We start from the raw sequence: 21,752 nt of genomic DNA, 5'->3' as shown, positions 1-21,752 counted from the left end.
GGTGATTATCCCTTGACATTTCCAATCGGAACTAGGCGAACTACCCGCTTACTTAATCCTGCTAATTCCGTGGCTTTGACCACAGCATCCACGTCTTTATAAGCACCTCCAGCTTCCTCAGCTAAACCCCGCCAGGAGGTGGTTCTAATGTAAATCCCTTGCTTCTGCATATCTTTTTGTAATTGTTCCCCATTCCACTGTTTTCGCGCCTTGGTTCGACTCATGGTTCGTCCGCTACCGTGGGCGGTACTAAAGAAACTTTGAGCACCTGTGGATACCCCTGCTAAAAGATAGGATCCGGTTTCCATACTGCCGCCTAAAATCACCGGCTGACCATAAGGTTTATAGCGGTCGGGAATGCCTTCCATTCCTGGACCAAAGGCGCGAGTGGAACCTTTGCGATGGACCAGTAGCGATCGCATTTTGCCATCCACAATATGATCTTCTAATTTGGCCGTATTGTGGGACACATCGTAAACTTGATGCATTCCTAATGCTTCAGCCGACTTTCCAAAAACATCAGAAAAGACTTCGCGAATCCGGTGTAAAATCACCTGGCGGTTAGCAAAAGACATATTTAATCCACATTTCATGGCCGCAAAATAATCCTGCCCTTCCGGAGAATTAAACGGCGCACAAGCTAGTTCTCGGTCTAAGATATTAATCCCATATTTGGATTCCATAACTTTGAGAAAGACTTGCAGATAGTCCGTCGCCACCTGATGCCCAAATCCGCGACTGCCACAGTGGAACATTACCACCACTTGATTAGGAATGGTAATCCCAAAGGCTTCGGCTAATTCGGGGTCAACAATATTTTCAGGACGGGCGACTTGAATTTCTAAATAGTGGTTACCGGACCCCAAAGTTCCGATTTGATTGCAACCGCGATCGATGGCTTTGTCGCTAATTTTAGAAGCATAAGCCCCGGCAATACAGCCATTTTCTTCCGTGAGTTCTAAATCCTCGTCCCATCCGTAACCCTGGTTAATACACCACTTGGCCCCCTCTTGAACCACTTGGCGAAATTCATTCCGAGAGACTTTCACAAAGCCTTTACTTCCTACTCCTGCGGGAACTCGTTCATACAGCTTATCAATTAATTTTTTAATCTTAGGCTTGACCTCTTTTTCCGTGAGATTGGTCACGAGTAAGCGCATTCCACAGTTAATATCAAAGCCAATGCCTCCGGGAGAAATTACCCCTCCTTCAGCAATATCCATTGCGGCAACACCGCCAATAGGAAATCCATAGCCAAAGTGACCATCGGGCATACATAAAGCACTTTGGGTAATTCCTGGCAGCGTTGCCACATTGCTGATTTGGTCCGCCACCGCTTCATCCATATCGTGGATTAACTGTTCCGTGGCATAAATTCGGGCGGGAACGCGCATTCCGGGTTTGTAGGAGGTGGGAATTTCCCAGAGATAATCAGAAATTCGTTCTAGGGGTTTCATAAAATTATTTGGAGGACAAAATTGGGAAAAGTAACAGGTAGGCAGAAAACTCAGGGATGGATTACCGCCCCTAAGTTATCTACCTCTATTCTGTCTATCCTAACCTTTGCCTCAGTCTTTTGCCTACTCCGGTGAGATTGTGAAGGTAAATCCTGTAAACAATAACTACCGTCTGCCCTTTATTTTAGCCTTCAGACTGCAATAAAATATGAGATTGTTGTGGTTTATTTGCGCTTTTTATTCTTTTTATTTCCAGATTTCTTCTGAGTTTCAGCGGACCCAAACCCAGAGGCGACTTGGGGTTTAGAACGTTTTTTGTGATGTTCTTCAAGCAAGGCTAAAATCCCATCGGGGTTTTTCAGTTTCTTCTTGGGTTCTTTTAACCCCAACGCCACCTGGACGAGTTCCCAATTGTCGCACCAATCTTTATTAATGCGATCGCCTGCAAATGCTGCCTCAATTTCCGAAGCTGCTTCCACTGCTTTTAATCCAACTAAACTGAAAACAATAAAACCGTTTAAAATTTGAGACTCGGGATCCGAATAGGCCAATCTTTCGGTTAAAATTCTTACACATTCGTCCCGGACTTCTGGATGCTGAGTCGCTATCGCTTCCAGAGAATTGGCGGCAGAGGATCGGGCGGAGGCATTATAATCAGGATTGGCTAAATAATCTCTCAAAGCTGGAATTGCGACTGGGCCAATTTGGGCCAAAACGTGAGGGAATTCGTCTATAAACCAATCGTCTTCATCTAATAGGGTAACCAAGGAGAGCAAGGGATGAATCGCCGCTTCATTCCGGAGTTCTCCCAGCGATCGCCAAGCATGAATCGGTCCCCAAACTTCCAGACTTTCAGAATCTGCCTTGTTTAATTCCTCATCACTTACCATCCGAATTAATTCGGGAATGTGTTCTGCTGTAAATCCAAATTTTTCGAGATAAAGTGTACTGTTTTTGAAGTCATACTTTAAAACCTCCCCATAAGTCAAAAGTTGGCTAACCGGGGGAGCATAAGTGTGTAAAGTCGTCATTTTTTGTTCCTTACTTAACTATTTTTCAGCGTTTTATCTGGCACTAAAGAAAAAACTTAAAAGCCATTTTCTTCAGAAAAACCCAAAAATTTAAACCTGTTCGCGCCGCATTTTCTCTCGACGTTTGCAAATTTGAAAGCTGAGAATTGAGACATTCAGCCAAGCAAAACCCGTGGCATATCCGGCTAAAACATCCGTGGGCCAATGCAAACCGGCATACATTCGACTCCAACCGATCGCCAATACGAGCAGCAGGGTTCCCAGATAAATTAACCACCGCCATCGGGGAAAATATCGGCCTAACAAATAGCCACAAAACCCATAAATCACTAACGCATTGGTCACATGACCACTCGGATAGCTGGAGGTATTCAGGTGATCATGCAGCAGCGGCACCCACAGCAGGGGTCGAACCCGATTGAAACCGGCTTTAATCAACAGATTGACCAGACTTCCGCCTCCGGCTGCTACCAACAATCCAAACAATTCAATCCGTTGTCGGCGCAGCCAAAACTTTACCGCTAATCCCACAGAAATCCCAATTAAAACAATAGGTCCGCCTAGATGAGAAAAGATTCTCATCGGTATGTCGAGAAGGGGAGTATGAGTTTTTTGAATGGCGAGCATGATGTTTAAATCCAAATCCCTAGTCTCTAGGTTTAGCACCCCATTGGTAATATACCCAAATGCTCCCATTGACAGCAAAAATAGTAAAATTTGCTGAACCAGTCCAGGGGAGAGAAGGGAAAAAAAGGATTGAAAATTAAATTGCTTCTTTCCAAACTGAACTAATTGCGCTGCTTTTTGGCGAAACCTGAAAATCGTCATCTTAAATCCAAATAATTAACCTAAACAAAACCTGAGATGCTCCCTTGAGTTTAGGAGGAAAAGACTCCGGTAGAAATTAGACTGGTGAATAAGCTGCGATCGCCCCCTATGGAGATGTTTTCCATCCGGTCTCAAATGGTGCAGTTTTTGGATATGATTAATCATTTGCAAGCACTGGTTGAAAACATAACTATGACCCAAAACTACCGCATAACTCTTCTTCCCGGCGACGGCATCGGCCCTGAAATTATGGCGATCGCGGTAGATGTCTTAAACCTCGTCGGACAGCAACTCGACTTGAGTTTTACCTTCACCGAAGCGGCGATCGGCGGATCTGCCATTGATGCCACCGGAGAACCCCTGCCTTCGGAAACCCTCAAACAATGCCAAGATAGCGATGCCGTCCTCCTCGCGGCGATCGGCGGCTACAAATGGGACAACCTCCCCCGCCACCAACGACCAGAAACCGGCTTACTGGGACTGCGTGCCGGTTTAAATCTCTTTGCCAACTTACGACCCGCGACCATTTTACCGCAACTGGTGGATGCCTCTAGTCTCAAGCGGGAAGTGGTCGAAGGCGTTGATATCATGGTGGTCCGAGAACTCACCGGCGGCATTTACTTCGGTCAACCGAAAGGCATTTTCGAGACAGAAACCGGAGAAAAACGCGGCGTCAATACAATGGCCTATACGGAATCAGAAATCGACCGAATTGGGCGCGTTGCCTTCGAGACTGCCCGTAAACGCCAGGGTAAATTATGTTCCGTGGATAAGGCAAACGTCCTGGATGTCTCCCAACTCTGGCGCGATCGCATCACTCAACTCGCCGCAGAATACAGCGATATAGAACTCTCTCACCTGTATGTGGATAACGCTGCCATGCAATTAGTCCGCTGGCCCAAACAATTCGATACCATTGTCACGGGCAACCTGTTTGGAGATATTCTCTCCGATGCTGCTGCCATGCTAACGGGCAGTATTGGAATGCTGCCTTCTGCCAGTTTAGGTTCGTCGGGTCCTGGTTTATTTGAACCCGTCCACGGTTCGGCCCCAGATATTGCCGGACAGGATAAAGCCAATCCGATCGCCCAAGTCTTAAGTGCAGCCATGATGTTGCGCTATGGGTTAGATCAACCGGAAGCAGCAATCAAAATTGAACAAGCCGTTCTCCAAGTCCTTGATGCCGGATATCGCACGGGAGATATCATGTCCGAAGGCATGAAACTGGTGGGATGTCGCCAAATGGGTGATGCTTTACTTCAAGCATTAGCGGGATAAACCCCCCACAACCCCCTGTAAACCTGATGATTTATGGGTTTAAGTTAATCTAGCCCTTCCCTGTGTCTTGGGGAGGGTTGGGTGGGGTCCTTCGGTGAGTGGGCTAATTTAGAATAGGTCTTTAAAAACCAAATTTAAGAACAATCAGGGATGCTGAAGGAATGAATCATGTGGGAGCACATTGCTAAACAGATTACTGAGGTAACCAACGAGAAATTTGCCCTGGGCGATCGCCGTTCTGTGGGCGGGGGTTGCATCAATCAAGGGTATCGCCTCACTGGGGGCAGTCGCACCTACTTTGTCAAGCTGAATCGCGCTGTGGATCTGCCGATGTTTGAGGCGGAGGCATTGGGATTACAGGAAATGTGGGACACCCACACCATTCGGGTCCCCAAACCCATCTGTACCGGCATTGCCGATGATTCGGCCTATATTGTTTTAGAGTGGCTGGAGTTGGCTTCTCGCGCGGATGCCCAAGTCTCCCGAGAAATGGGGCGCAAACTGGCTGCTTTGCATCAACATTCCGGTTCACGCAAATTTGGCTGGGGTCGAAATAATACCATTGGTTCCACCCCACAAATCAATACTTGGACCACTGATTGGACTGAGTTTTGGGTGGAACATCGCATCAGGTTTCAACTGCAACTGGCGCGGCGAAAAGGGGGGCAGTTTCCCGAAGGCGATCGCCTCCTGGATGCGATTCCTCAATTATTAGCAAATCATACCCCCCAACCCTCCCTCGTCCACGGAGATTTATGGGGAGGCAATGCCGGAGTGACCCAAGCGGGGGAACCCACTATTTATGACCCCGCCACCTATTATGGCGATCGGGAAGTTGATATTGCCATGACCGAATTATTTGGAGGATTTTCCTCGGCTTTCTATCAAGGATACAACGAAGTTTGGCCCTTGCCTGGGGGATATGAACAGCGCAAAACCCTTTATAACCTGTATCACATCCTGAATCATTTTAATTTATTTGGCGGCGGGTATGGGTCCCAAGCAAACCGGGCGATCGCCACCCTATTGCATTAACTTATCCCCCAAATCAGAAGCCCAGACGCTTAAGCATCTGGGCTTCTTTTATCAGCTAACTGGCGGTTATTAAAAACAATCGAGGGCTTGGGGCATCGAGAGCCAGTTAGCGGTTTTTAAAACTCTATTAAAAGCCGTCAAAAAAAGTTTATAACCGTTGCTGGTTTACAAGATAAGCAACCAATGTGAATATCTGATGAAGATTTTCCTAACTTGGAAAAAAATTTTTTGGGGGGTTCGGGCCTCCAAACCTCAGTCCCCACCTCTGGGGGCAATCCCCTTAAAATAAAGGGTTCCATCCCAAAAAAAATCGAATTAAAGGTCCCTATACCGGGATGCCCCTCCAAAATAATACACCCAGCTCCGGGGGGAGCTGGGAGAATGTTATAGACCGGCTGACGGTTATTCAATACAACCAGGAGGGGGCAAGACAAAATGTCAGCCAGTGGTGTTTAAAAGAGCTTTGAAATGAGTAAAAAAAAAGTTAAAACCTTTATTAATTCTTACTATATTTAAGAAATGTGAATATCTTATGAAGAGTGGAGGAATTTTCTAAAAATTTTTTGAGGGGTATGAGTCCCCATGAGGAGGGCCTCTCATTTCCGCCTCATGGAGTATCCACGGGCTAAAATTAGCTCAAAAAATATAACCAGGCCCTCATGGGCCTGGTTATTTGATATTTTTATAAACTGGCTGAGTCCTTATACAAGAAACGATTGTAAAAGGCATCAATGCAGCCAGCGGGTTTTAAAAGGGCTTTGAAAGAAGTTACGAACAGGTTTAGAACCTTAGCTGATTATCAAGATAATCGAGAGCTGTGAAAATCTTGTGAAGATTTGCAAAATTTTCCAAAGTTTTTTACGGGGATTGTGGGGTCCCCTTTTTCGGGGCTACATCCCAACCCAGTCACTCTCCTGGGTCATCGGGGTTCCGGGGCTGGGAGCCTGCATGAATTGTAACAGCAGCGATGCGTGATGTGAGCTAAAATGATTTCCCGGATCGCAGCAGCAGCCGGAGAAGGGCGATCGCTCAAGGGACCCGGAAACCTCAACCGCTCAAAGAACCGTCCGAGGCAGAGAAGTAAAGAGGGATCACCAACTGGCTAAACTGTTGAAAAGGATTGCCTTGTTCCCCGTAATGACTCGCCCCCATAACAAATTAGCTATATGAAAAAACGCGCGTTTGTGACTTTGAGACTGTTATCCCTGGCGATCGCACTCCCAGCAGTAACTCAAACCCTGTGGATTCATCCGGCGATCGCTCAGGGGGTCGTCAACGCCCGAAGCTCCCAGTCCCAGCCCTTCCCCTCCTTTAATAGTCAGCGACTCGACGAACAACTGATCCGCTATCAGCAGCAGTTGAACCAATCCGGACCTCCCGATATCTTAATCGTCGGCAGTTCCAGAGCATTACAAGGGGTAGACCCCCTCGCCTTAGAACTCGCCTTAGCCCATTACGGACATCCGGGACTGAGAATTTATAACTTTAGCATCAATGGGGCCACCGCCCAAGTCATTGACCTCTTATTACGGAGAATCTTGACCCCAGCTCAACTTCCCAAACTGATTATTTGGGCAGATGGCGTGAGAGCTTTTAATAATGGTCGTCCCGATCGCACCTATCAAGCGATAGTTGAATCCGAAGGATATCGCCTCCTCTCCAGTGGCGTGCGTCCCCTGCAAACCCCTGGTTCATCCACCCCCACCAGAACCGGACCGGCGAGACGTCGGCAAAGTGTGGTCCCAGCAGATTCTCCTAACACCGACCCCTTGCCCCCACTCACCACCAATGATGACCCCCGAGAAGCGCTTGCCACCACCTATCAAGCCATGAATGTCTGGTTTAGTCAGGTCCGAGAAGAAATTGCCGCCACCTACAACGACGAGGCGCAACAGGCAATGTGGATGCGACGAAGGGACCCGGCAGATAGTCGCAATAACCAAAGACCCACTGCACCCACCCCGGGAACTGGGAGACCCCCACTCCCGAGAATCGAAGCCCTGATCGCCCAGCAGACCCCCAACCAAATGCAATCCAGGGGGTTCGTGCCCGTGAGCGATCGCTATAATCCCGAGACTTACTATCAGAAACATCCGCGAGTACCGGGACAATATGATGGAGATTATGCAGCATTTAGCTTGCAGGGACCACAGACGAGAGCATTAGAGGCGATCGCGCAATTCACCAACAGCCAACAAATCCCCCTAGTTATCGTTAATCTCCCCTTAAACAGCGATTATCTCGACCCAGTGAGAAGTTCTTCCGAACAACAATTCCGGACTCAAATGCAACGCATGGCCACTCAACGAGGCTTTATCTTCCGCGACCTCGGACAACTCTGGCCCACCCAGGATAATTACTTTGCCGACCCCAGTCATCTCAACCGCTACGGAGCCTTTTCCGTCGCCGTAGAACTTGCAGCAGACCCGACCATTCCTTGGGGGAGAGCGAGATAAACTGATGGTTAATTTTCAGGATAATTAGCAATAAGTGAAACAGGTATTTTAGGCTGTCATTTCATCGATTAGAAACCGGGCTTATTCACTAAAACTGGGGCAAGTTCTCACATTTTGGACAGAAACCCGGTTTCTTGTTTTGAGCAATCTAATCCCCTTCAGCGTTCCCTTCAGTGGCTTGGATTTGCTGCATAACTGATGCTTGAAGTTTCCGCTCAAAATCTGGATCATCCACAGTTGTGATTACATGACGGGGGCGATCAGCGAGCCTATCCAAATACGCTCTCAGCGCCAACTTGTCCTCCCGATGCCTGAGAAAATATTGTTTTAATTCTCCATCAGACATCGCCCCATAGTTAACTGGATTCATTAAAATACCTGCCCTTGTGGAGTAATCTGGAATTCAAGGTTGTCCGTATTCCCCGCCAAAACATACAGGTTGCTTGTACGCTCATCAATGCAAACCAAGTGAATCGGCTGAACCATAACATAAGTCAGCCAGTAGCTGATACGATATAAACTTTTTAAGTGGGCCGCCGTAGGCATTAATCTTTCTCTAAATGTAAATTTATTTTGCTCTCTAACCCGGATATATAACGGCCTGAACGTTTGATAAGAATGACGTTATAGCGTTTTTCAAGCTATGGAGGGACGCTATAAGGGTCAAAATCCCCCTTATCAAGGGGGATTTAGGGGGATTTTTCGGAGTTTATGAGCTGGGAAAACCGCTATAGTTACTTCAATATTTAGCCAAGAATGAGCCGAATTTCAGTCTGTCTCGTAATCTCCCCATCGTGGTTAATCTATATTTTCATACCTCATCTGAGATGAATTGATTGTATTTTATCATATTTTCAGCCATAGCCTTTGTGGAGGTGAGGGGTCAGCGGCGAGTTCTACAGAGCCTTTTCCGTACGCGCGTTTGGCTGATTTAATAGAAGCCATTAATGTGACAGAGATTCAGGAAGGTCTTCCCCATCCTTTACAAGGCGATCGCCCTGGACAATTTGCGCTCAATCTGGTGCCTCCAAAGCATTTAGTATTTAAACCAGCTCATGAAACCCTGCCTCGACTAGAGGATGGTGGCGGCGATCGCGCGCTAAGTTGCCTGGGGAATGGTGATGCGATCGCCAATTCCGGCAAGGGGTCAATGATTCCGCTGTTAACTATGAACGCAATTAACCATAATCTCGAACTGCCCTTCACCCAAATTCAAGAGTTTTGCTAACGCTGGCACATCACAGAATTTGCCCTATTTGGCTCGGTCTTGCGCGATGATTTTCGCCCCGATAGTGACCTTGATATGCTCGTCACGTTTGACCCTGAATTTCGGCGGGGTTTAGCCGAAACAATCCAAATGCGTCAGGAGTTAGAAACCCTTTTTGGTCGGGAAGTTGACTTTATTATCAAACCGGCGATCGTCAAAAGCGAAAACTGGCTACGCCGTCAACAGATACTGGAATCAGCCAAAGTTATCTATGCCACAAGCTTTAGACTCCCTGATTGATATTGAAAAGTTTGAAGGAAATATACCCGGTTGGTTATAATACAAAGACCCCCTTACTCCCATTCACCCCTGCAAGCGATCGCATTTAAAACCATTCTCCAAAACGGAATGATTAGCCTTCCCTCGGAATACTCCCACCAGTGGGAATGTAAAATCATCCGCGTCATTGTTTTAGAAGACATGGAAAGCACTTCCCTATCACTTGAACCGAACCCCCTCAAAGGAAGTGTTCTGTTTGAAGATGACCTGATTTCTCCAATTGATGAGCCTTGGGAAGCAGATCAATGATTATTCTCGATACCCACCCTTGGATCTGGTGGGTCAATGAATCTCCAAAACTGGCCCCCGCGTTAGGGAAATCATTAACAGAGCAGACAGAATCGAAATTTCAGCGGTTTCAAAAGATGAGAAAATTCAGCAGTGGAGTTAGTGACAGGTTATTGGGTCATGAACCTCACCATACATTCTAGTCAAATTAACCCTTGCTTCTAGTACAATAGAACAAGGCGATCTCCTGCTAGTTTGCCAGAGGAATCGTGATGCGATCGCCAATTCCGGCAAGGGGTCAATGATTCCGCTGTTAACTATGAACGCAATTAACCATAATCTCGAACTGCCCTTCACCCAAATTCAAGAGTTTTGCCAACGCTGGCACATCACAGAATTTGCCCTATTTGGCTCGGTCTTGCGCGATGATTTTCGCCCCGATAGTGACATTGATGTGCTCGTCACGTTTGACCCTGAATTTCGGCGGGGTTTAGCCGAAACAATCCAAATGCGTCAGGAGTTAGAAACCCTTTTTGGTCGGGAAGTTGACTTTATTATCAAACCGGCGATCGTCAAAAGCGAAAACTGGCTACGCCGTCAACAGATACTGGAATCAGCCAAAGTTATCTATGCCACAAGATCTAGAATCCCTAATTGATATTGAAAATGCCGCCAAGCGCATCCTCCGCTATGCCAGTGGTATTGAGCCACCTGAACTGATCACTAATGATGAAAAGGTTTCGGCGATTCTCTATCAGATTACAATCATTGGAGAAGCCACAAAGCGCCTTTCAATGGAATTTCGTCAACATCACCCAGAAATCCCTTGGCGAAACTTAGCCGGGATGCGTGATGTGATTGTTCATGAATACGATCAAGTTGACCTCGATATTGTTTGGGACGTAATCCATCGCGAAATACCTAAACTTCTCGTACAACTCGAACCTCTGGTGATTAAGCCTCACGAACCGTAAATGCTAACCATTTTCATCCTGCCTCTTTTCCCGCTCTAGTAGCTACCCGAAAGTGAAAAAATGTTAACCTAATGATTGAAAATGACTCCTCAACCCACCCACAAAAAAATCCTTTATCTTGAGTTTCTGAATACTGAACTTAAACCCATTCCCTATCCCGGTGTTCAACCGTTGGTGATTGACCTGTTTTCCGGTTGTGGAGGATTTGCACTAGGATTTGAAGCCGTGGGATTTAAAACCATTGGATATGAAATGGACCCCGATGCCTGTATGACTTATCGGAAAAATCTCAATTCTCTTTGCTACAGGGTTCTGTTAACCCCTGAGAGTGAATTTGTGGAAGGTGCATCGGTAATTATTGGAGGTCCTCCTTGTCAACCTTTTAGTGTCGGAGGAAATCAGCAGGGAGTCAAAGACAGTCGAGATGGATTTCCAATTTTTATCAAGGCGGTAGAACGCCATCAACCGGCGATCGCAATCTTTGAAAACGTGCCCGGAATGCGATTTCGCAACAAAGCCTATTTTGAACAAATTATCAGCAGCTTAAAAGCCTTAGATTACATCGTCGAATGGGAAATCCTTACGGCAAGTGATTATGGTGTACCTCAACGCCGACAGAGATTATTTTGTATCGCCCATAAAGGCGGGTGGGAATGGCCAAAAAAGACTCATCACTCTCATCCCTACACCGCTGGAGAAGCCCTCGGAGAACTGGCATTTATGGCACCTCCTAACTCCAAATTTCTCACTCCTAGCATGGATGAATATATTAGAAAATATGAAAAAGCCTCTAAATGTGTCAACCCCAGAGATTTACATTTAGATCGACCCTCCCGAACTATCACCTGTCGCAATCTCAGCGCACCCACTGGAGATATGTTAAGAATTCGCTTACCGGAAGGACGGAGACGGCGGTTAACTGTTCGCGAAGGCGCACGCCTGCAAAGTTTCCCCGATTGGTTTGAATTTTATGGCAGCGAAGAAAGTCAGTGTAAACAGATTGGCAATGCTGTTCCACCTATTTTGGCAAAGTCTTTAGCAGTTAGGGTGAAGCTGTACTTAGAAAATCGGGGGCGATCGCCCTCAAAAAAATGTCTTAGGTTTGAGGAAACTCTCCAGCTATCTTGTAATTTCCTAACTTAAGATATTGTAGAAATGACTGAACAAAGCCATTTTTTCTATACAGTCAAGCGGTCCAGAAGCTTCGTTGTCTGAACTGGAACAAACAGTGATGTTCCAGTTGGTGAAGGTGGGAAGGCCGGTTACTTGGACAAAATTAATACAAACTAATACCATAGACCCTACGGATCTGCTGAATGGGCTGCACTCTTGATCGCGACGTGGCTGGGTGGAAAAACGAGACGATCGCTACAGTCTGTCCGTTGTCCTGACTCAGTATATCAAGAGTCTCATCCCTTTGTAAACTAGGCAAAAGGGCTATGTTTATCTCGCCAAATCTTTATTCCAGAAGGTTTTCAGCCTTTGTCAGCTAGGGAGGTGGGTAGAGAGTTGTTGGGGATTTTTGATGGGTTGGAAACAGTTTTTAAAAGTAACCGGATTTTGTGTATGGGTTTTGTTTTTATTAAGCTTGAACTGATTATCAAGGGTCTATTTTAGATAATTTTATTAAACAATCCTGAAATTTTTAGGGGTAGTTGTAGGAGGAAGTGACCAATTTACCTCTACCATTTTCATGTTTAAACAAGTAACTTCCATCGTTTTTTTAGGTTTAGTTATTGGTACGGTAATTGGGGTGCCTCAACTTAAAGACAATCTCAGTAAGACCACGGAATTTATCAGTTCAAATCATACTCCGAGTATTGATTCAGTCACGCAACAAAATCCGGATGAGAAAAAATGTACGATTCCTCGGGGTAGCGGGAGAAGAGATGAGTGTTCTACTCAAGCATTTACACAACCCCGTTCCCAGGAGATGAGACAAGACTCTGTTGCCAGTTAATGAATACCAATTTGAGTGGAATGGTTAAACCCAGTAGATCACCTACTGGGTTTTTTCAGGGTGGGGAATTGTTTGGGAGTGATGTTATAACCCCTGAGAAAGGACAGGGGGAGGTGATGCTGTCCGATCGCCTCTGATGGATTCCCCAGTCCCAGAGATTCAGGGACCCTAACCCTCGCTGATCTCTGTTCCAGGGACGGAGGTAGCGATCGCCTCTCAACGAATGCAACAATAGAATACCTGTTCACTCAATGAAAGTCGTTAACTAACTCATGCCTGCTGTTCCTGAATCCCTCTCCGGTAACCAAATCCGCGAAAAGTTTCTGAATTTCTATGCCGCTAGGGGTCATCAAATCCTACCCAGTGCCTCTCTAGTCCCAGAAGACCCTACGGTTTTACTCACCATTGCCGGGATGCTGCCGTTTAAACCCATCTTTCTCGGACAGCGCACTCCGGAATTTCCTCGCGCTACTACCTCTCAAAAGTGCATCCGCACCAATGATATCGAAAATGTGGGACGCACCGCCCGCCATCATACCTTTTTTGAGATGTTGGGCAATTTTAGCTTTGGGGATTACTTCAAAGAACAGGCGATCGCTTATGCCTGGGAACTCTCCACCCAAGTCTATGGACTCCCCAGCGATCGCATTGTCGTTAGTGTCTTCCGCGAAGATGACGAAGCGTTCAATATCTGGCGCGACAAAATCGGCATTCCCCCCCATCGCATTAAGCGCATGGATGAAGCGGATAATTTCTGGGCCTCCGGTCCCACGGGTCCCTGTGGTCCTTGTTCAGAATTGTACTATGATTTCCATCCCGAGCTAGGGGATGACAACCTTGATTTAGAGGACGATACCCGCTTCATCGAATTCTATAACCTGGTGTTCATGCAGTACAACCGGGATGCTGAAGGCAATCTCACCCCTTTGGCGAAAAAGAATATTGACACGGGATTGGGGTTGGAACGGATGGCGCAAATCCTCCAAAAAGTTCCCAACAATTATGAAACGGACCTAATTTTTCCGATTGTCAAAAAAGCGGCAGATATTGCCGGAATTGATTACGCCACGGCAGACGAAAAAACCAAAGTCTCTCTCAAAGTGATTGGGGACCATTCTCGCGCGGTGGTACAGATGATTGCTGATGGGATTACCGCCTCTAATATCGGCAGAGGGTATATTCTGCGCCGGTTAATTCGTCGGGTGGTGCGTCATGGACGGTTAATTGGGATTCAAGGGGTGTTTACTCCCGAGGTAGCAGAAGCGGCGATCGCCTTGGGAGAAGGGGTCTATCCCAATCTGCGTGATCGCGAGGCAAGTCTGAAAGCAGAACTGCAACGGGAGGAAACAAGGTTTTTAGAAACCCTGGAACGGGGTGAGAAACTGTTAGCAGAACTGATGGAGAAAAACCCCCAAGAAATTCCGGGACGGGATGCGTTTATCCTTTATGATACTTATGGTTTCCCCTTAGAACTGACTCAAGAGATTGTGGAAGAACGGGGAATCACGGTGGAATTGCCTGGGTTTGAGGCAGCAATGGAAGAACAACGGGTGCGATCGCAAGCGGCCCATGAAACCATTGACCTCACGGTTCAAGGCAGTTTAGATAAACTCGCTGAACATATTCGCGGTACTGAATTTTTAGGCTATTTTGAACCCGTGACTACCTCAGAAGTGACGGTGATTTTGATGGGGGGGAACTCTGTTGAGTCAGCAACCTCTGGCGATCGCGTTCAAATTGTCTTAGACAAAACGCCATTCTATGCCGAATCCGGGGGACAAATTGGCGATCGCGGATTTCTCTCGGGTCAAGATAGCTTAGTCCGGATTGAAGAGGTCAAAAAAGAATCCGATTTCTTTGTGCATTTCGGACGGATTGAACGGGGAAGCATCGCTGTCGGCGATCGCATTACTGCCCAAATTGACCGCGCTTGTCGTCGTCGCGCTCAAGCCAATCATACCGCAACTCACTTGCTCCAAGCCGCCTTAAAACTGTTGGTGGATGAGGGAATTTCTCAGGCGGGTTCCTTGGTTGATTTTGACCGTTTGCGCTTTGATTTCAACTGTCCTCGTGCTCTGACTCCTGATGAGTTGAAACAAGTGGAGGACCGGGTAAATACCTGGATTGCGGAAGCACATCAAGCCCAAATTGAGACGATGGGACTGACGGAGGCGAAGGCAAAAGGTGCAGTCGCCATGTTTGGAGAGAAATATGCCGATGAAGTACGCGTGATTGATTTTCCCGGCGTTTCAATGGAATTGTGCGGGGGAACTCATGTGAGTAATACCGCTGAAATAGGCGCATTTAAGATTGTTTCTGAATCGGGGGTTGCTTCCGGGGTCCGGCGGATTGAAGCAGTGGCGGGACCGGCGATTTTGGACTATTTGGAAGTGCGCGATCGCGTGGTTCGGGAGTTGAGCGATCGGTTTAAAGTCAAACCCGAGGAAATCTGCGATCGCATTGATAGTATTCAAGGAGAATTGAAGTCCACCCAAAAGCAATTAGAGGCCATAAAATCCGAATTAGCTATTGTTAAATCGGAGCAATTACTCGCGGATGCTGAATCCATTGGCGAGTTTAAATTGATTGTAGCTAATCTCGGCGAAGTGGATGCGGAATCGTTGAAAACTGCCGCAGAACGCTTACTGCAAAAACTTGGAAATGGTGCAGTAGTTTTAGGTTCCGTTCCTAGTTCTGATAAAGTCAGTTTAGTGGCTGCCTTTAGCAAAGAAGTGAATGCCAAAGGATTGCAAGCGGGTAAATTTATTGGCGCGATCGCCAAAATTTGCGGTGGCGGTGGCGGCGGACGTCCAAACCTGGCGCAAGCTGGGGGACGCGACCCGGACCAGTTAAAACAAGCGTTAGAAACCGCTAAATCCGAGTTACAGGACGGGTTGCAGTAAAGTTAATGGGGTGGGCTTTTGTCCACCCTGGTAGCCAATCCCGATGAAGCAAAAGCAGGCGAAGATTTTGATTGTTTTGATGAGCTAAAGAAACCGGGTTTTTTCCTAAATTTACTCTCAAAGCAAAAATTAACGCAGAAACCCGGTTTCTGAGTCCTTTGCAGTAGGTTAGAAACCGGGTTTCTTTCCTAAATTTGGGGGAGGAGCCAAAAATTAACGCAGAAACCCGGTTTCTGGTCCCGTAGAGAGGGCTAACGCCTATTTTGATGATTTTTTAGCTTGAATCACTTGTAAACTCCCCCCGGCATAAAGGCGAGGAGAATCAACTTTAAAGCCAATTTCTTGCAGCAGTTCGGGTAAATTAGTTTGAAGTAATTGCCAAGCGGTTTCGGTTTCAAAGAGCCAGAAAAATAGGGTCAATCCGGGCCAGAATAGGGGATTGGTGGGCGGATGAAAATCAACCAGGGCAAACATTCCTCCCGGCTTCAGGACGCGATAGACTTCCTGGAGAATTTGCCGCAATTGTTCTGGATCCATTTCATGCAGGGCGGCGCTGGTATGCACGAGGTCCAATTCATTGTCGCCCAAGGGAATATTTTCGGCGAAGGCTTCAATGTAGGAAGCTTGGGGGACATTGTTTCGCGCCCGATTCAGGGAGAGGGGAGAGGCATCCAAGCCGGTGACGTTGTGGGAAGATTGGACGAGGTAGGCAGTGGCTTGACCACTCCCACAGCACAAATCTAGAATTTTGCTATCGGGATGGAGGGTGAGTCCTTGGAGGGCTAACTGACGAAAGCGAGATTCCCCTCCGACGCTGAGGGCCGCAATGCGGGAGATGCCATCGTAAAGCCACTGATAGCGATAACTCCAGTCTCTAAGAATTGTTGCCACGGATACCCCCTTGAATAAAAATGCAGATTTAACTCAAACTGTGACTTAATAAACGGTATTATTGTTAAAATAAGTAAACAATAATGAAAACACTAAGGAAACTGTGACTGCTATGGGCCGTGTAGGGGTACTGTTACTAAATTTAGGTGGGCCGGAGCAAATTGAGGATGTCCGACCCTTTTTGTACAACCTGTTTTCTGACCCGGAAATCATTCGGTTGCCTTTTCCGTGGATGCAAAAACCCCTGGCATGGCTAATTTCGAGCCTGCGGAGTAAAAAATCCCAAGCCAATTATATGGAAATTGGTGGGGGTTCGCCTTTGCGTGGGATTACCGAGGAGCAAGCGATCGCCTTGCAACAAAGTTTACAGGACAAGGGACAGGATGTTCAAGTTTACATCGGAATGCGCTACTGGCATCCGTTTACGGAAGAGGCGATCGCCCGCATCAAGCGCGATGGCGTCGAACAATTAGTCATCCTCCCTCTGTATCCCCAATTTTCCATTAGCACCAGCGGGTCCAGTTTCCGATTATTGGAAAAAATTTGGACAGACAACCCCTCTCTCGCCCCTCAAGAACACACGGTTATCCCCTCCTGGTATCAGCGTCCCGGTTATCTGCAAGCAATGGCGCAACTGATCGCCCGAGAACTGGATGGGTTTGAAAATCCAGACCAAGTGCATATTTTCTTTAGCGCTCATGGGGTCCCGGTTAGCTATGTGGAAGAAGCAGGCGACCCGTATCAGCAGGAGATTGAGGAATGCACCCGACTGATTGTGCAAACCCTGAATCGTCCCAATCGTCATACCCTGGCCTATCAAAGTCGAGTGGGTCCGGTGGAATGGCTCAAACCCTATACAGAAGATGCGATCGCCGAGTTAGCGGCAGAAGGCATTAACGATTTACTCGTAGTCCCGATCAGCTTTGTCTCGGAACATATCGAAACCCTTCAAGAAATCGATATGGAATATCGAGAAGTGGCAGAAGAGGCAGGAATTGAACATTTCCATCGCGTCCCGGCGTTGAATACTCATCCGGTGTTCATTGAGGATTTAGCTAATTTAGTGGTAGAGGCGATCGATGCGCCACCCCTGACCCTGGATCAAGTCATGCGTCCCCAGAAAAACTTCAAAATGTATCCTCAAGAACGCTGGGAATGGGGGATGACCACCGCAGCGGAAGTCTGGAACGGACGACTGGCGATGCTGGGGTTTATGGGACTGTTGATTGAATTAATCAGCGGTCATGGACCGTTACATTTTATCGGATTGCTGTAATTACTGCCGGAGACTGAGGAATTTCTCAGTAACCGGCAGCGCCTCACAGGGATAGAGAACCGGAAGAGTCCCGGATTTTGGGACTAATTTAATCCGGTTCGGTTTTATGCTGACGCGGATTTTTCCGCGCACCTTGCTGGATATACCAGCGATACCACTCCTGGGAGGAACGAATCGCTAACCATAACAGGAGTAAGGCAATAATGCCGCCCTCGGTCGGTGCGTCGAAGGCGAAGAGAACCAGGCAAACACATAAGGCATCTTGAGCGAGAATCGCCCACAGGGGTAATTTCCCGAGGCGATAAAACCACCCGACTTGCACCAGTTGTAGCACCAGGGCCAATAATCCGCCGACGATGCCAATTAGAGCAACGATAAAGGTGGGGGCGTCACTGTCGTCCCGAAAACTGGCAGCGGCGATCGCCATCCCCATAATTGAGCCGACAAACGGACTACACAGCAGTTGCACGTTTTGGAGGAGGCGCTGTCCCCAGGGTTGTTTGGAGGCAAATAGTTCAAATAAGGACCAACTCACCAACACCCCGATCGCCACCTGGGGGGAAATTCGTGACAACACAGGGACGTGCGACCATAATTCATCGGCATTTAACAAGCCGATTAACAGAAGGGGTAGGGCAATCCGCAGACCCCCTGCTGCTGAGGCCGATAGCGCCGCTAGGAGTGGAATCATCATATTGGCAATTTAGTCTCTTGGAATCTTATGGTTTCCGCTCACCCAGTCCAGCTATCGGAGTTTAAGCTTTTCGGCGATCGCAGATAGGTTTTGGCCGCAACATCTTGATGTGGGTGGCGATCGCACCCCGTCTCATTTCGGGTTTTGCTGTCTCCCTTGTTCATAGTTTAAATGCTTAGGCGGTTATCTGCCTGCAACGGGACGGAGTTCGGTTCGGGTTTTCTTTACCCCTGCATGATTACCTCCCGCCTACCCCCGCCAGGGTTCCTTCTTCCCCTGACCAATTCCTTGCCGTTCTAGTTTAAATTCCATCGGGGATCAAGGAGTTCGATATGGGTCTCAAGGAATTATCGCTTAAATAAGCTATAGTCGCTGCTTTCAATTATATTAAAACTGGCTGAAAAACTGTATAATAAACTACAGTAGTGCCTTGCTTACAAACCGAACTGCCCTGTCTTTTCACAGTATAAGCCTAAAATATTTTTTTGGATAATTCAATATTGTAGACTTATAAATACCTGAAAACGCCTCCAAGGGGTCTCTGTGGACTCATGGAAGAAGCTCATTATTCAGATTCACCCAACTTGAAATTCCCTCCCCAATTAGAAACCCAGGGTAATGCAGGGTTTGCACTACCAGCGCGATCGCCAATATGGAGAACACTAAAATGTCAGATTCACTCTTTGCCGATGCCAGCAAACGCTTAGAACGGGCCATGAAATACGTCTCGATTTCAGAAGATGCCCTAGAATATCTCAAATATCCCAAAGCTAGTTTAAACGTCTCCATTCCCGTGCGCATGGATAACGGTTCCTTACGCATTTTCCAAGGCTATCGGGTCCGCTACGACGATACCAGAGGTCCGGGAAAAGGAGGCGTCCGTTATCATCCCAATGTTTCTATGGATGAAGTCAAATCTCTCGCCTTTTGGATGACCTTCAAATGTGCGGTTCTTGACTTACCTTTTGGCGGTGCAAAAGGAGGCGTCACCGTCAATCCCAAAGAACTTTCTAAACTGGAATTAGAACGATTAACTCGGGGTTATATTGATGCGATCGCCGACTTTATTGGACCAAACATCGATATTCCCGCCCCAGACGTTTATACTAACCCCACCATCATGGGCTGGATGATGGATCAATATAATATTATCCGTCGTTCTCTCAACCCCGGTGTTGTTACCGGCAAACCTGTCACCCTAGGCGGCAGTTTAGGTCGGGATACCGCCACCGGAAGCGGGGCCTATTATGTCATTGAAGCCATTATGGGGAAATTTGACCGTCTCCCCCATCAAACTACCGTCGCGGTTCAGGGATTTGGTAATGCCGGTTCCGTGGTGGCTGAACTCCTCGCCAAAGCAGGATACAAAGTGGTCGCCGTCAGCGACTCTCAAGGGGGAATTTATGCCAAAAAAGGGCTAGATATTCCCAGCATCCTCCACTACAAAAAATCCCACCCCGGGATTCAAGCCGTCTATTGTCAAGATTCGGTTTGCAATATTGTGGAACATGAAATTATCACCAATGAGCAACTGTTGGCCTTAGAGGTGGATATCCTGATTCCCGCTGCGTTAGAAAATCAAATTACTGAAGCCAACGTGCAAGATATCAAGGCGAAATATATTTTTGAAGTGGCCAATGGACCGATTAGTTCCGGGGCCGATCGCCTCCTAGAAGACCGAGGAATTTATGTCGTTCCCGATATTTTAGTCAATGCTGGAGGGGTGACGGTCAGTTATTTTGAATGGCTCCAAAATCGCAGTGGTTTATATTGGGAATTGGAGGAAGTTGAGGAACGCTTGCAGAAGAGAATGCGAAAAGAAACGGAAAAAATTTGGCAGATTGCTGATGAATTCTCCATTTCCATGCGAACTGCTGCCTATGTGCATGGGTTAAACCGCCTGGGAGAAGCCCTCAGCGCCAAAGGAACAAGGGATTATTATGTGAAGAAATAAGTCAGCATCAGGCTCAGAGGGCGGTGGTAGGTCCCCAAAAAACTCAGCCACCGCTGTCTACCCGCCGAAGCAGGGGGCATTGAAATTTCGGTCAATTCATGGTAGAGTAGGTCTCGATATTTAAGGGTGCATCTAGGGTGGCGATCGCCTCAGCAAGAGGGGGAGTTTGATCAGAAGTCTACTCAACCGTGTGATGAGAAAATTAGGATTAACCCGTTGAGGAAAAGAAGTATGAGTCGCGGAATTTATATTATTGCTAATGACCGGGTTAAGGAGCAGGCGATCGCCCTGCTGAATAGCATTCGCTTCTATGATCCAGATGTGCCGGTTGTGATGATTCCCTATGACGAGACTTATCAAGAAGTGGCTCACACCCTCCAGGAAAAATTTGGGGTAAAAGTTTATGAAGATTTAGACTTTATTAAACGGTTAGCTAAAAAACTTCAGGAAATTTTTGGCGAAAAATTTTTTGCGCGTCCCAATCAATTTAGAAAACAAGCCTGTTGGTTTGGACCCTTCGATGAATTTGTGTATATCGATACCGATATCGTTGTTTTTGAAAGAATTAGCGACAATTTCAACTATCTAAACGACTCCGATTTTATTTGTTGCGATTATCAACATTCCGGAGGAATCACTAATGTTTTTACTCCTCAAATCCTAGAATCCGGAGTCTTCACCTCAGAACAGCTTCAGGATATTTTTAATGGCGGATTCTGGGGGTCAAAGAAGGGGTTAATCACCGAACAAGATTTATATGACACCTTTGCCGAATGTGCCGCCCATCCGGAGTATTTCGACTTTTCTAAAAAAACCTCAGATCAGCCGATTATCAATTACATGATCTTGAAGAAAATTCAGCGCCGGTTTAACATCGTGCGCCGCCCGGGGAAAGCCCCCGGCAACTGGGCAGGAAGCAAAAAATTTCAGCCCATTGATGGACCCAAACTATTTGACCCGGATAACAACCAACCCCTACAATATTTGCACTGGGCCGGATTTAGGATTGAACCGGGATGTCCCTATTGGGATATTTGGGAACATTACCGCTATCTGAATGAGCCCAAACCCGATCGCCCCTACCAGAAACCGGCCAAAAAAAGCCTCATGAATGCACTGCGCGATCGCCTCAGAAAAATCAAAGCCCAATTTTGAGGCAGCGCAAATTCCGCTGTCAACGACCTGTTTTCTCCGTGACAGCGGGATTTGTAATGAGGTCTTTCAGATTAGCCTACCGAGTC

The 21,752-nt window shown here is 47.1% G+C and carries 22 protein-coding genes; 14 read left to right on the top strand and 8 right to left on the bottom strand.

The window, feature by feature from the left end; genetic code table 11:
- Positions 1–5: 5 nt before the first annotated feature.
- From NG792_RS24180 to NG792_RS24170, 3 genes are all read right to left on the bottom strand, one after another.
- A complete protein-coding gene (locus NG792_RS24180) occupies positions 6–1,457 on the bottom strand; it encodes an RtcB family protein (RefSeq protein WP_261197976.1) in 1,452 nt (483 codons plus the stop codon).
- Positions 1,458–1,681: 224 nt separating this feature from the next.
- The gene (locus NG792_RS24175; protein ID WP_261197975.1) at positions 1,682–2,488 is read right to left on the bottom strand and encodes a DUF1186 domain-containing protein; all 807 of its coding nucleotides are present in this window, start codon (positions 2,486–2,488) and stop codon (positions 1,682–1,684) included.
- Positions 2,489–2,578: 90 nt separating this feature from the next.
- Complete coding sequence (locus NG792_RS24170) at positions 2,579–3,316, bottom strand: phosphatase PAP2 family protein (protein ID WP_261197974.1); 738 nt, start codon at positions 3,314–3,316, stop codon at positions 2,579–2,581.
- Between the two features lie 192 nt (positions 3,317–3,508).
- Here NG792_RS24170 and leuB point away from each other — a divergent pair, with 192 nt between their 5' ends.
- From leuB to NG792_RS24155, 3 genes are all read left to right on the top strand, one after another.
- Positions 3,509–4,594 (top strand): 3-isopropylmalate dehydrogenase, encoded by a 1,086-nt coding sequence (gene leuB / locus NG792_RS24165; protein ID WP_261237081.1) that lies wholly within the window; start codon positions 3,509–3,511, stop codon positions 4,592–4,594.
- A gap of 168 nt (positions 4,595–4,762) precedes the next feature.
- On the top strand, positions 4,763–5,629 hold the full coding sequence (locus NG792_RS24160) for a fructosamine kinase family protein (RefSeq protein ID WP_261197972.1): 867 nt from the start codon (positions 4,763–4,765) through the stop codon (positions 5,627–5,629).
- A gap of 1,166 nt (positions 5,630–6,795) precedes the next feature.
- Positions 6,796–8,085 (top strand): DUF1574 domain-containing protein, encoded by a 1,290-nt coding sequence (locus tag NG792_RS24155; protein ID WP_261237080.1) that lies wholly within the window; start codon positions 6,796–6,798, stop codon positions 8,083–8,085.
- Between the two features lie 148 nt (positions 8,086–8,233).
- Here NG792_RS24155 and NG792_RS24150 read toward each other — a convergent pair whose 3' ends face one another.
- Both NG792_RS24150 and NG792_RS24145 read right to left on the bottom strand, forming a co-directional pair.
- Entirely contained in the window at positions 8,234–8,455 is a 222-nt protein-coding gene (locus tag NG792_RS24150) for a DUF6887 family protein (RefSeq protein WP_261197970.1), read from the bottom strand.
- Positions 8,455–8,631: a DUF6888 family protein gene (locus tag NG792_RS24145; protein WP_261237079.1), complete on the bottom strand. Its 177-nt coding sequence runs from the start codon at positions 8,629–8,631 to the stop codon at positions 8,455–8,457. The genes NG792_RS24150 and NG792_RS24145 overlap by 1 nt, the downstream gene beginning before the upstream one ends.
- Before the next feature lie 376 nt (positions 8,632–9,007).
- On the opposite strand from NG792_RS24145, the gene NG792_RS29020 reads away from it, so the two are divergent.
- The 8 genes from NG792_RS29020 (at position 9,008) to alaS (ending at position 15,696) form a co-directional block, all read left to right on the top strand.
- Positions 9,008–9,313 (top strand): hypothetical protein, encoded by a 306-nt coding sequence (locus NG792_RS29020; RefSeq protein ID WP_261237078.1) that lies wholly within the window; start codon positions 9,008–9,010, stop codon positions 9,311–9,313.
- Between the two features lie 9 nt (positions 9,314–9,322).
- Positions 9,323–9,592 carry a nucleotidyltransferase family protein gene (locus NG792_RS24135; RefSeq protein ID WP_261237091.1) on the top strand — a complete coding sequence of 90 codons (270 nt, stop codon included), beginning with the start codon at positions 9,323–9,325 and terminating at the stop codon, positions 9,590–9,592.
- Positions 9,593–9,622: 30 nt separating this feature from the next.
- On the top strand, positions 9,623–9,880 hold the full coding sequence (locus NG792_RS24130; protein WP_261237077.1) for a hypothetical protein: 258 nt from the start codon (positions 9,623–9,625) through the stop codon (positions 9,878–9,880).
- 298 nt (positions 9,881–10,178) lie between these two features.
- Positions 10,179–10,517, top strand: a complete 339-nt coding sequence (locus NG792_RS24125) for a nucleotidyltransferase family protein (protein WP_261197967.1) — start codon at positions 10,179–10,181, stop codon at positions 10,515–10,517.
- Complete coding sequence (locus NG792_RS24120; RefSeq protein WP_261197966.1) at positions 10,489–10,833, top strand: HepT-like ribonuclease domain-containing protein; 345 nt, start codon at positions 10,489–10,491, stop codon at positions 10,831–10,833. Before NG792_RS24125 ends, NG792_RS24120 begins: the two co-directional genes overlap by 29 nt.
- Before the next feature lie 81 nt (positions 10,834–10,914).
- Positions 10,915–11,976, top strand: coding sequence for a DNA cytosine methyltransferase (locus NG792_RS24115; RefSeq protein WP_261237076.1), 1,062 nt, complete (start codon positions 10,915–10,917; stop codon positions 11,974–11,976).
- Positions 11,977–12,526: 550 nt separating this feature from the next.
- The gene (locus NG792_RS24110; protein ID WP_261237075.1) at positions 12,527–12,793 is read left to right on the top strand and encodes a hypothetical protein; all 267 of its coding nucleotides are present in this window, start codon (positions 12,527–12,529) and stop codon (positions 12,791–12,793) included.
- Positions 12,794–13,065: 272 nt separating this feature from the next.
- The gene (gene alaS, locus NG792_RS24105; RefSeq protein ID WP_261237074.1) at positions 13,066–15,696 is read left to right on the top strand and encodes an alanine--tRNA ligase; all 2,631 of its coding nucleotides are present in this window, start codon (positions 13,066–13,068) and stop codon (positions 15,694–15,696) included.
- A 258-nt stretch (positions 15,697–15,954) separates the two neighbouring features.
- Here the strand turns inward: alaS and NG792_RS24100 are convergent, their stop codons facing one another.
- Positions 15,955–16,587, bottom strand: a complete 633-nt coding sequence (locus tag NG792_RS24100; RefSeq protein WP_261237073.1) for a class I SAM-dependent methyltransferase — start codon at positions 16,585–16,587, stop codon at positions 15,955–15,957.
- 112 nt (positions 16,588–16,699) lie between these two features.
- On the opposite strand from NG792_RS24100, the gene hemH reads away from it, so the two are divergent.
- Positions 16,700–17,863 carry a ferrochelatase gene (gene hemH, locus NG792_RS24095; RefSeq protein ID WP_261237090.1) on the top strand — a complete coding sequence of 388 codons (1,164 nt, stop codon included), beginning with the start codon at positions 16,700–16,702 and terminating at the stop codon, positions 17,861–17,863.
- 88 nt (positions 17,864–17,951) lie between these two features.
- Here hemH and NG792_RS24090 read toward each other — a convergent pair whose 3' ends face one another.
- Entirely contained in the window at positions 17,952–18,554 is a 603-nt protein-coding gene (locus NG792_RS24090) for a DUF4126 domain-containing protein (RefSeq protein ID WP_261198020.1), read from the bottom strand.
- A 41-nt stretch (positions 18,555–18,595) separates the two neighbouring features.
- Complete coding sequence (locus NG792_RS24085; RefSeq protein WP_261237072.1) at positions 18,596–18,721, bottom strand: hypothetical protein; 126 nt, start codon at positions 18,719–18,721, stop codon at positions 18,596–18,598.
- Between the two features lie 503 nt (positions 18,722–19,224).
- Between NG792_RS24085 and NG792_RS24080 the strand changes: the two genes are divergently transcribed.
- Both NG792_RS24080 and NG792_RS24075 read left to right on the top strand, forming a co-directional pair.
- Complete coding sequence (locus tag NG792_RS24080) at positions 19,225–20,511, top strand: Glu/Leu/Phe/Val family dehydrogenase (protein WP_261237071.1); 1,287 nt, start codon at positions 19,225–19,227, stop codon at positions 20,509–20,511.
- 231 nt (positions 20,512–20,742) lie between these two features.
- Positions 20,743–21,666, top strand: a complete 924-nt coding sequence (locus NG792_RS24075) for an Npun_R2821/Npun_R2822 family protein (protein ID WP_261197958.1) — start codon at positions 20,743–20,745, stop codon at positions 21,664–21,666.
- Positions 21,667–21,752 lie beyond the last annotated feature (86 nt).

The organism is Laspinema olomoucense D3b, from assembly GCF_025370785.1.
Taxonomy (GTDB): Bacteria; Cyanobacteriota; Cyanobacteriia; order Cyanobacteriales; family Laspinemataceae; genus Laspinema; species Laspinema olomoucense.
This window is presented reverse-complemented; position numbering and strand designations above follow the sequence as displayed.

Excerpts from the sequence above, each read along its gene's own strand:
- NG792_RS24115 (WP_261237076.1), top strand. The coding sequence starts at position 10,915 with ATGACTCCTCAACCCACCCACAAAAAAATCCTTTATCTTGAGTTTCTG.
- NG792_RS24170 (WP_261197974.1), bottom strand. The coding sequence starts at position 3,316 with ATGACGATTTTCAGGTTTCGCCAAAAAGCAGCGCAATTAGTTCAGTTT.
- NG792_RS24145 (WP_261237079.1), bottom strand. The coding sequence starts at position 8,631 with ATGCCTACGGCGGCCCACTTAAAAAGTTTATATCGTATCAGCTACTGG.
- NG792_RS24125 (WP_261197967.1), top strand. The coding sequence starts at position 10,179 with ATGAACGCAATTAACCATAATCTCGAACTGCCCTTCACCCAAATTCAA.
- NG792_RS24120 (WP_261197966.1), top strand. The coding sequence starts at position 10,489 with ATGCCACAAGATCTAGAATCCCTAATTGATATTGAAAATGCCGCCAAG.
- NG792_RS24160 (WP_261197972.1), top strand. The coding sequence starts at position 4,763 with ATGTGGGAGCACATTGCTAAACAGATTACTGAGGTAACCAACGAGAAA.
- NG792_RS24085 (WP_261237072.1), bottom strand. The coding sequence starts at position 18,721 with ATGAACAAGGGAGACAGCAAAACCCGAAATGAGACGGGGTGCGATCGC.
- NG792_RS24180 (WP_261197976.1), bottom strand. The coding sequence starts at position 1,457 with ATGAAACCCCTAGAACGAATTTCTGATTATCTCTGGGAAATTCCCACC.
- NG792_RS24150 (WP_261197970.1), bottom strand. The coding sequence starts at position 8,455 with ATGAATCCAGTTAACTATGGGGCGATGTCTGATGGAGAATTAAAACAA.
- NG792_RS24155 (WP_261237080.1), top strand. The coding sequence starts at position 6,796 with ATGAAAAAACGCGCGTTTGTGACTTTGAGACTGTTATCCCTGGCGATC.
- leuB (WP_261237081.1), top strand. The coding sequence starts at position 3,509 with ATGACCCAAAACTACCGCATAACTCTTCTTCCCGGCGACGGCATCGGC.
- NG792_RS24075 (WP_261197958.1), top strand. The coding sequence starts at position 20,743 with ATGAGTCGCGGAATTTATATTATTGCTAATGACCGGGTTAAGGAGCAG.
- NG792_RS24110 (WP_261237075.1), top strand. The coding sequence starts at position 12,527 with ATGTTTAAACAAGTAACTTCCATCGTTTTTTTAGGTTTAGTTATTGGT.
- NG792_RS24175 (WP_261197975.1), bottom strand. The coding sequence starts at position 2,488 with ATGACGACTTTACACACTTATGCTCCCCCGGTTAGCCAACTTTTGACT.
- hemH (WP_261237090.1), top strand. The coding sequence starts at position 16,700 with ATGGGCCGTGTAGGGGTACTGTTACTAAATTTAGGTGGGCCGGAGCAA.
- NG792_RS24090 (WP_261198020.1), bottom strand. The coding sequence starts at position 18,554 with ATGATTCCACTCCTAGCGGCGCTATCGGCCTCAGCAGCAGGGGGTCTG.
- alaS (WP_261237074.1), top strand. The coding sequence starts at position 13,066 with ATGCCTGCTGTTCCTGAATCCCTCTCCGGTAACCAAATCCGCGAAAAG.
- NG792_RS24080 (WP_261237071.1), top strand. The coding sequence starts at position 19,225 with ATGTCAGATTCACTCTTTGCCGATGCCAGCAAACGCTTAGAACGGGCC.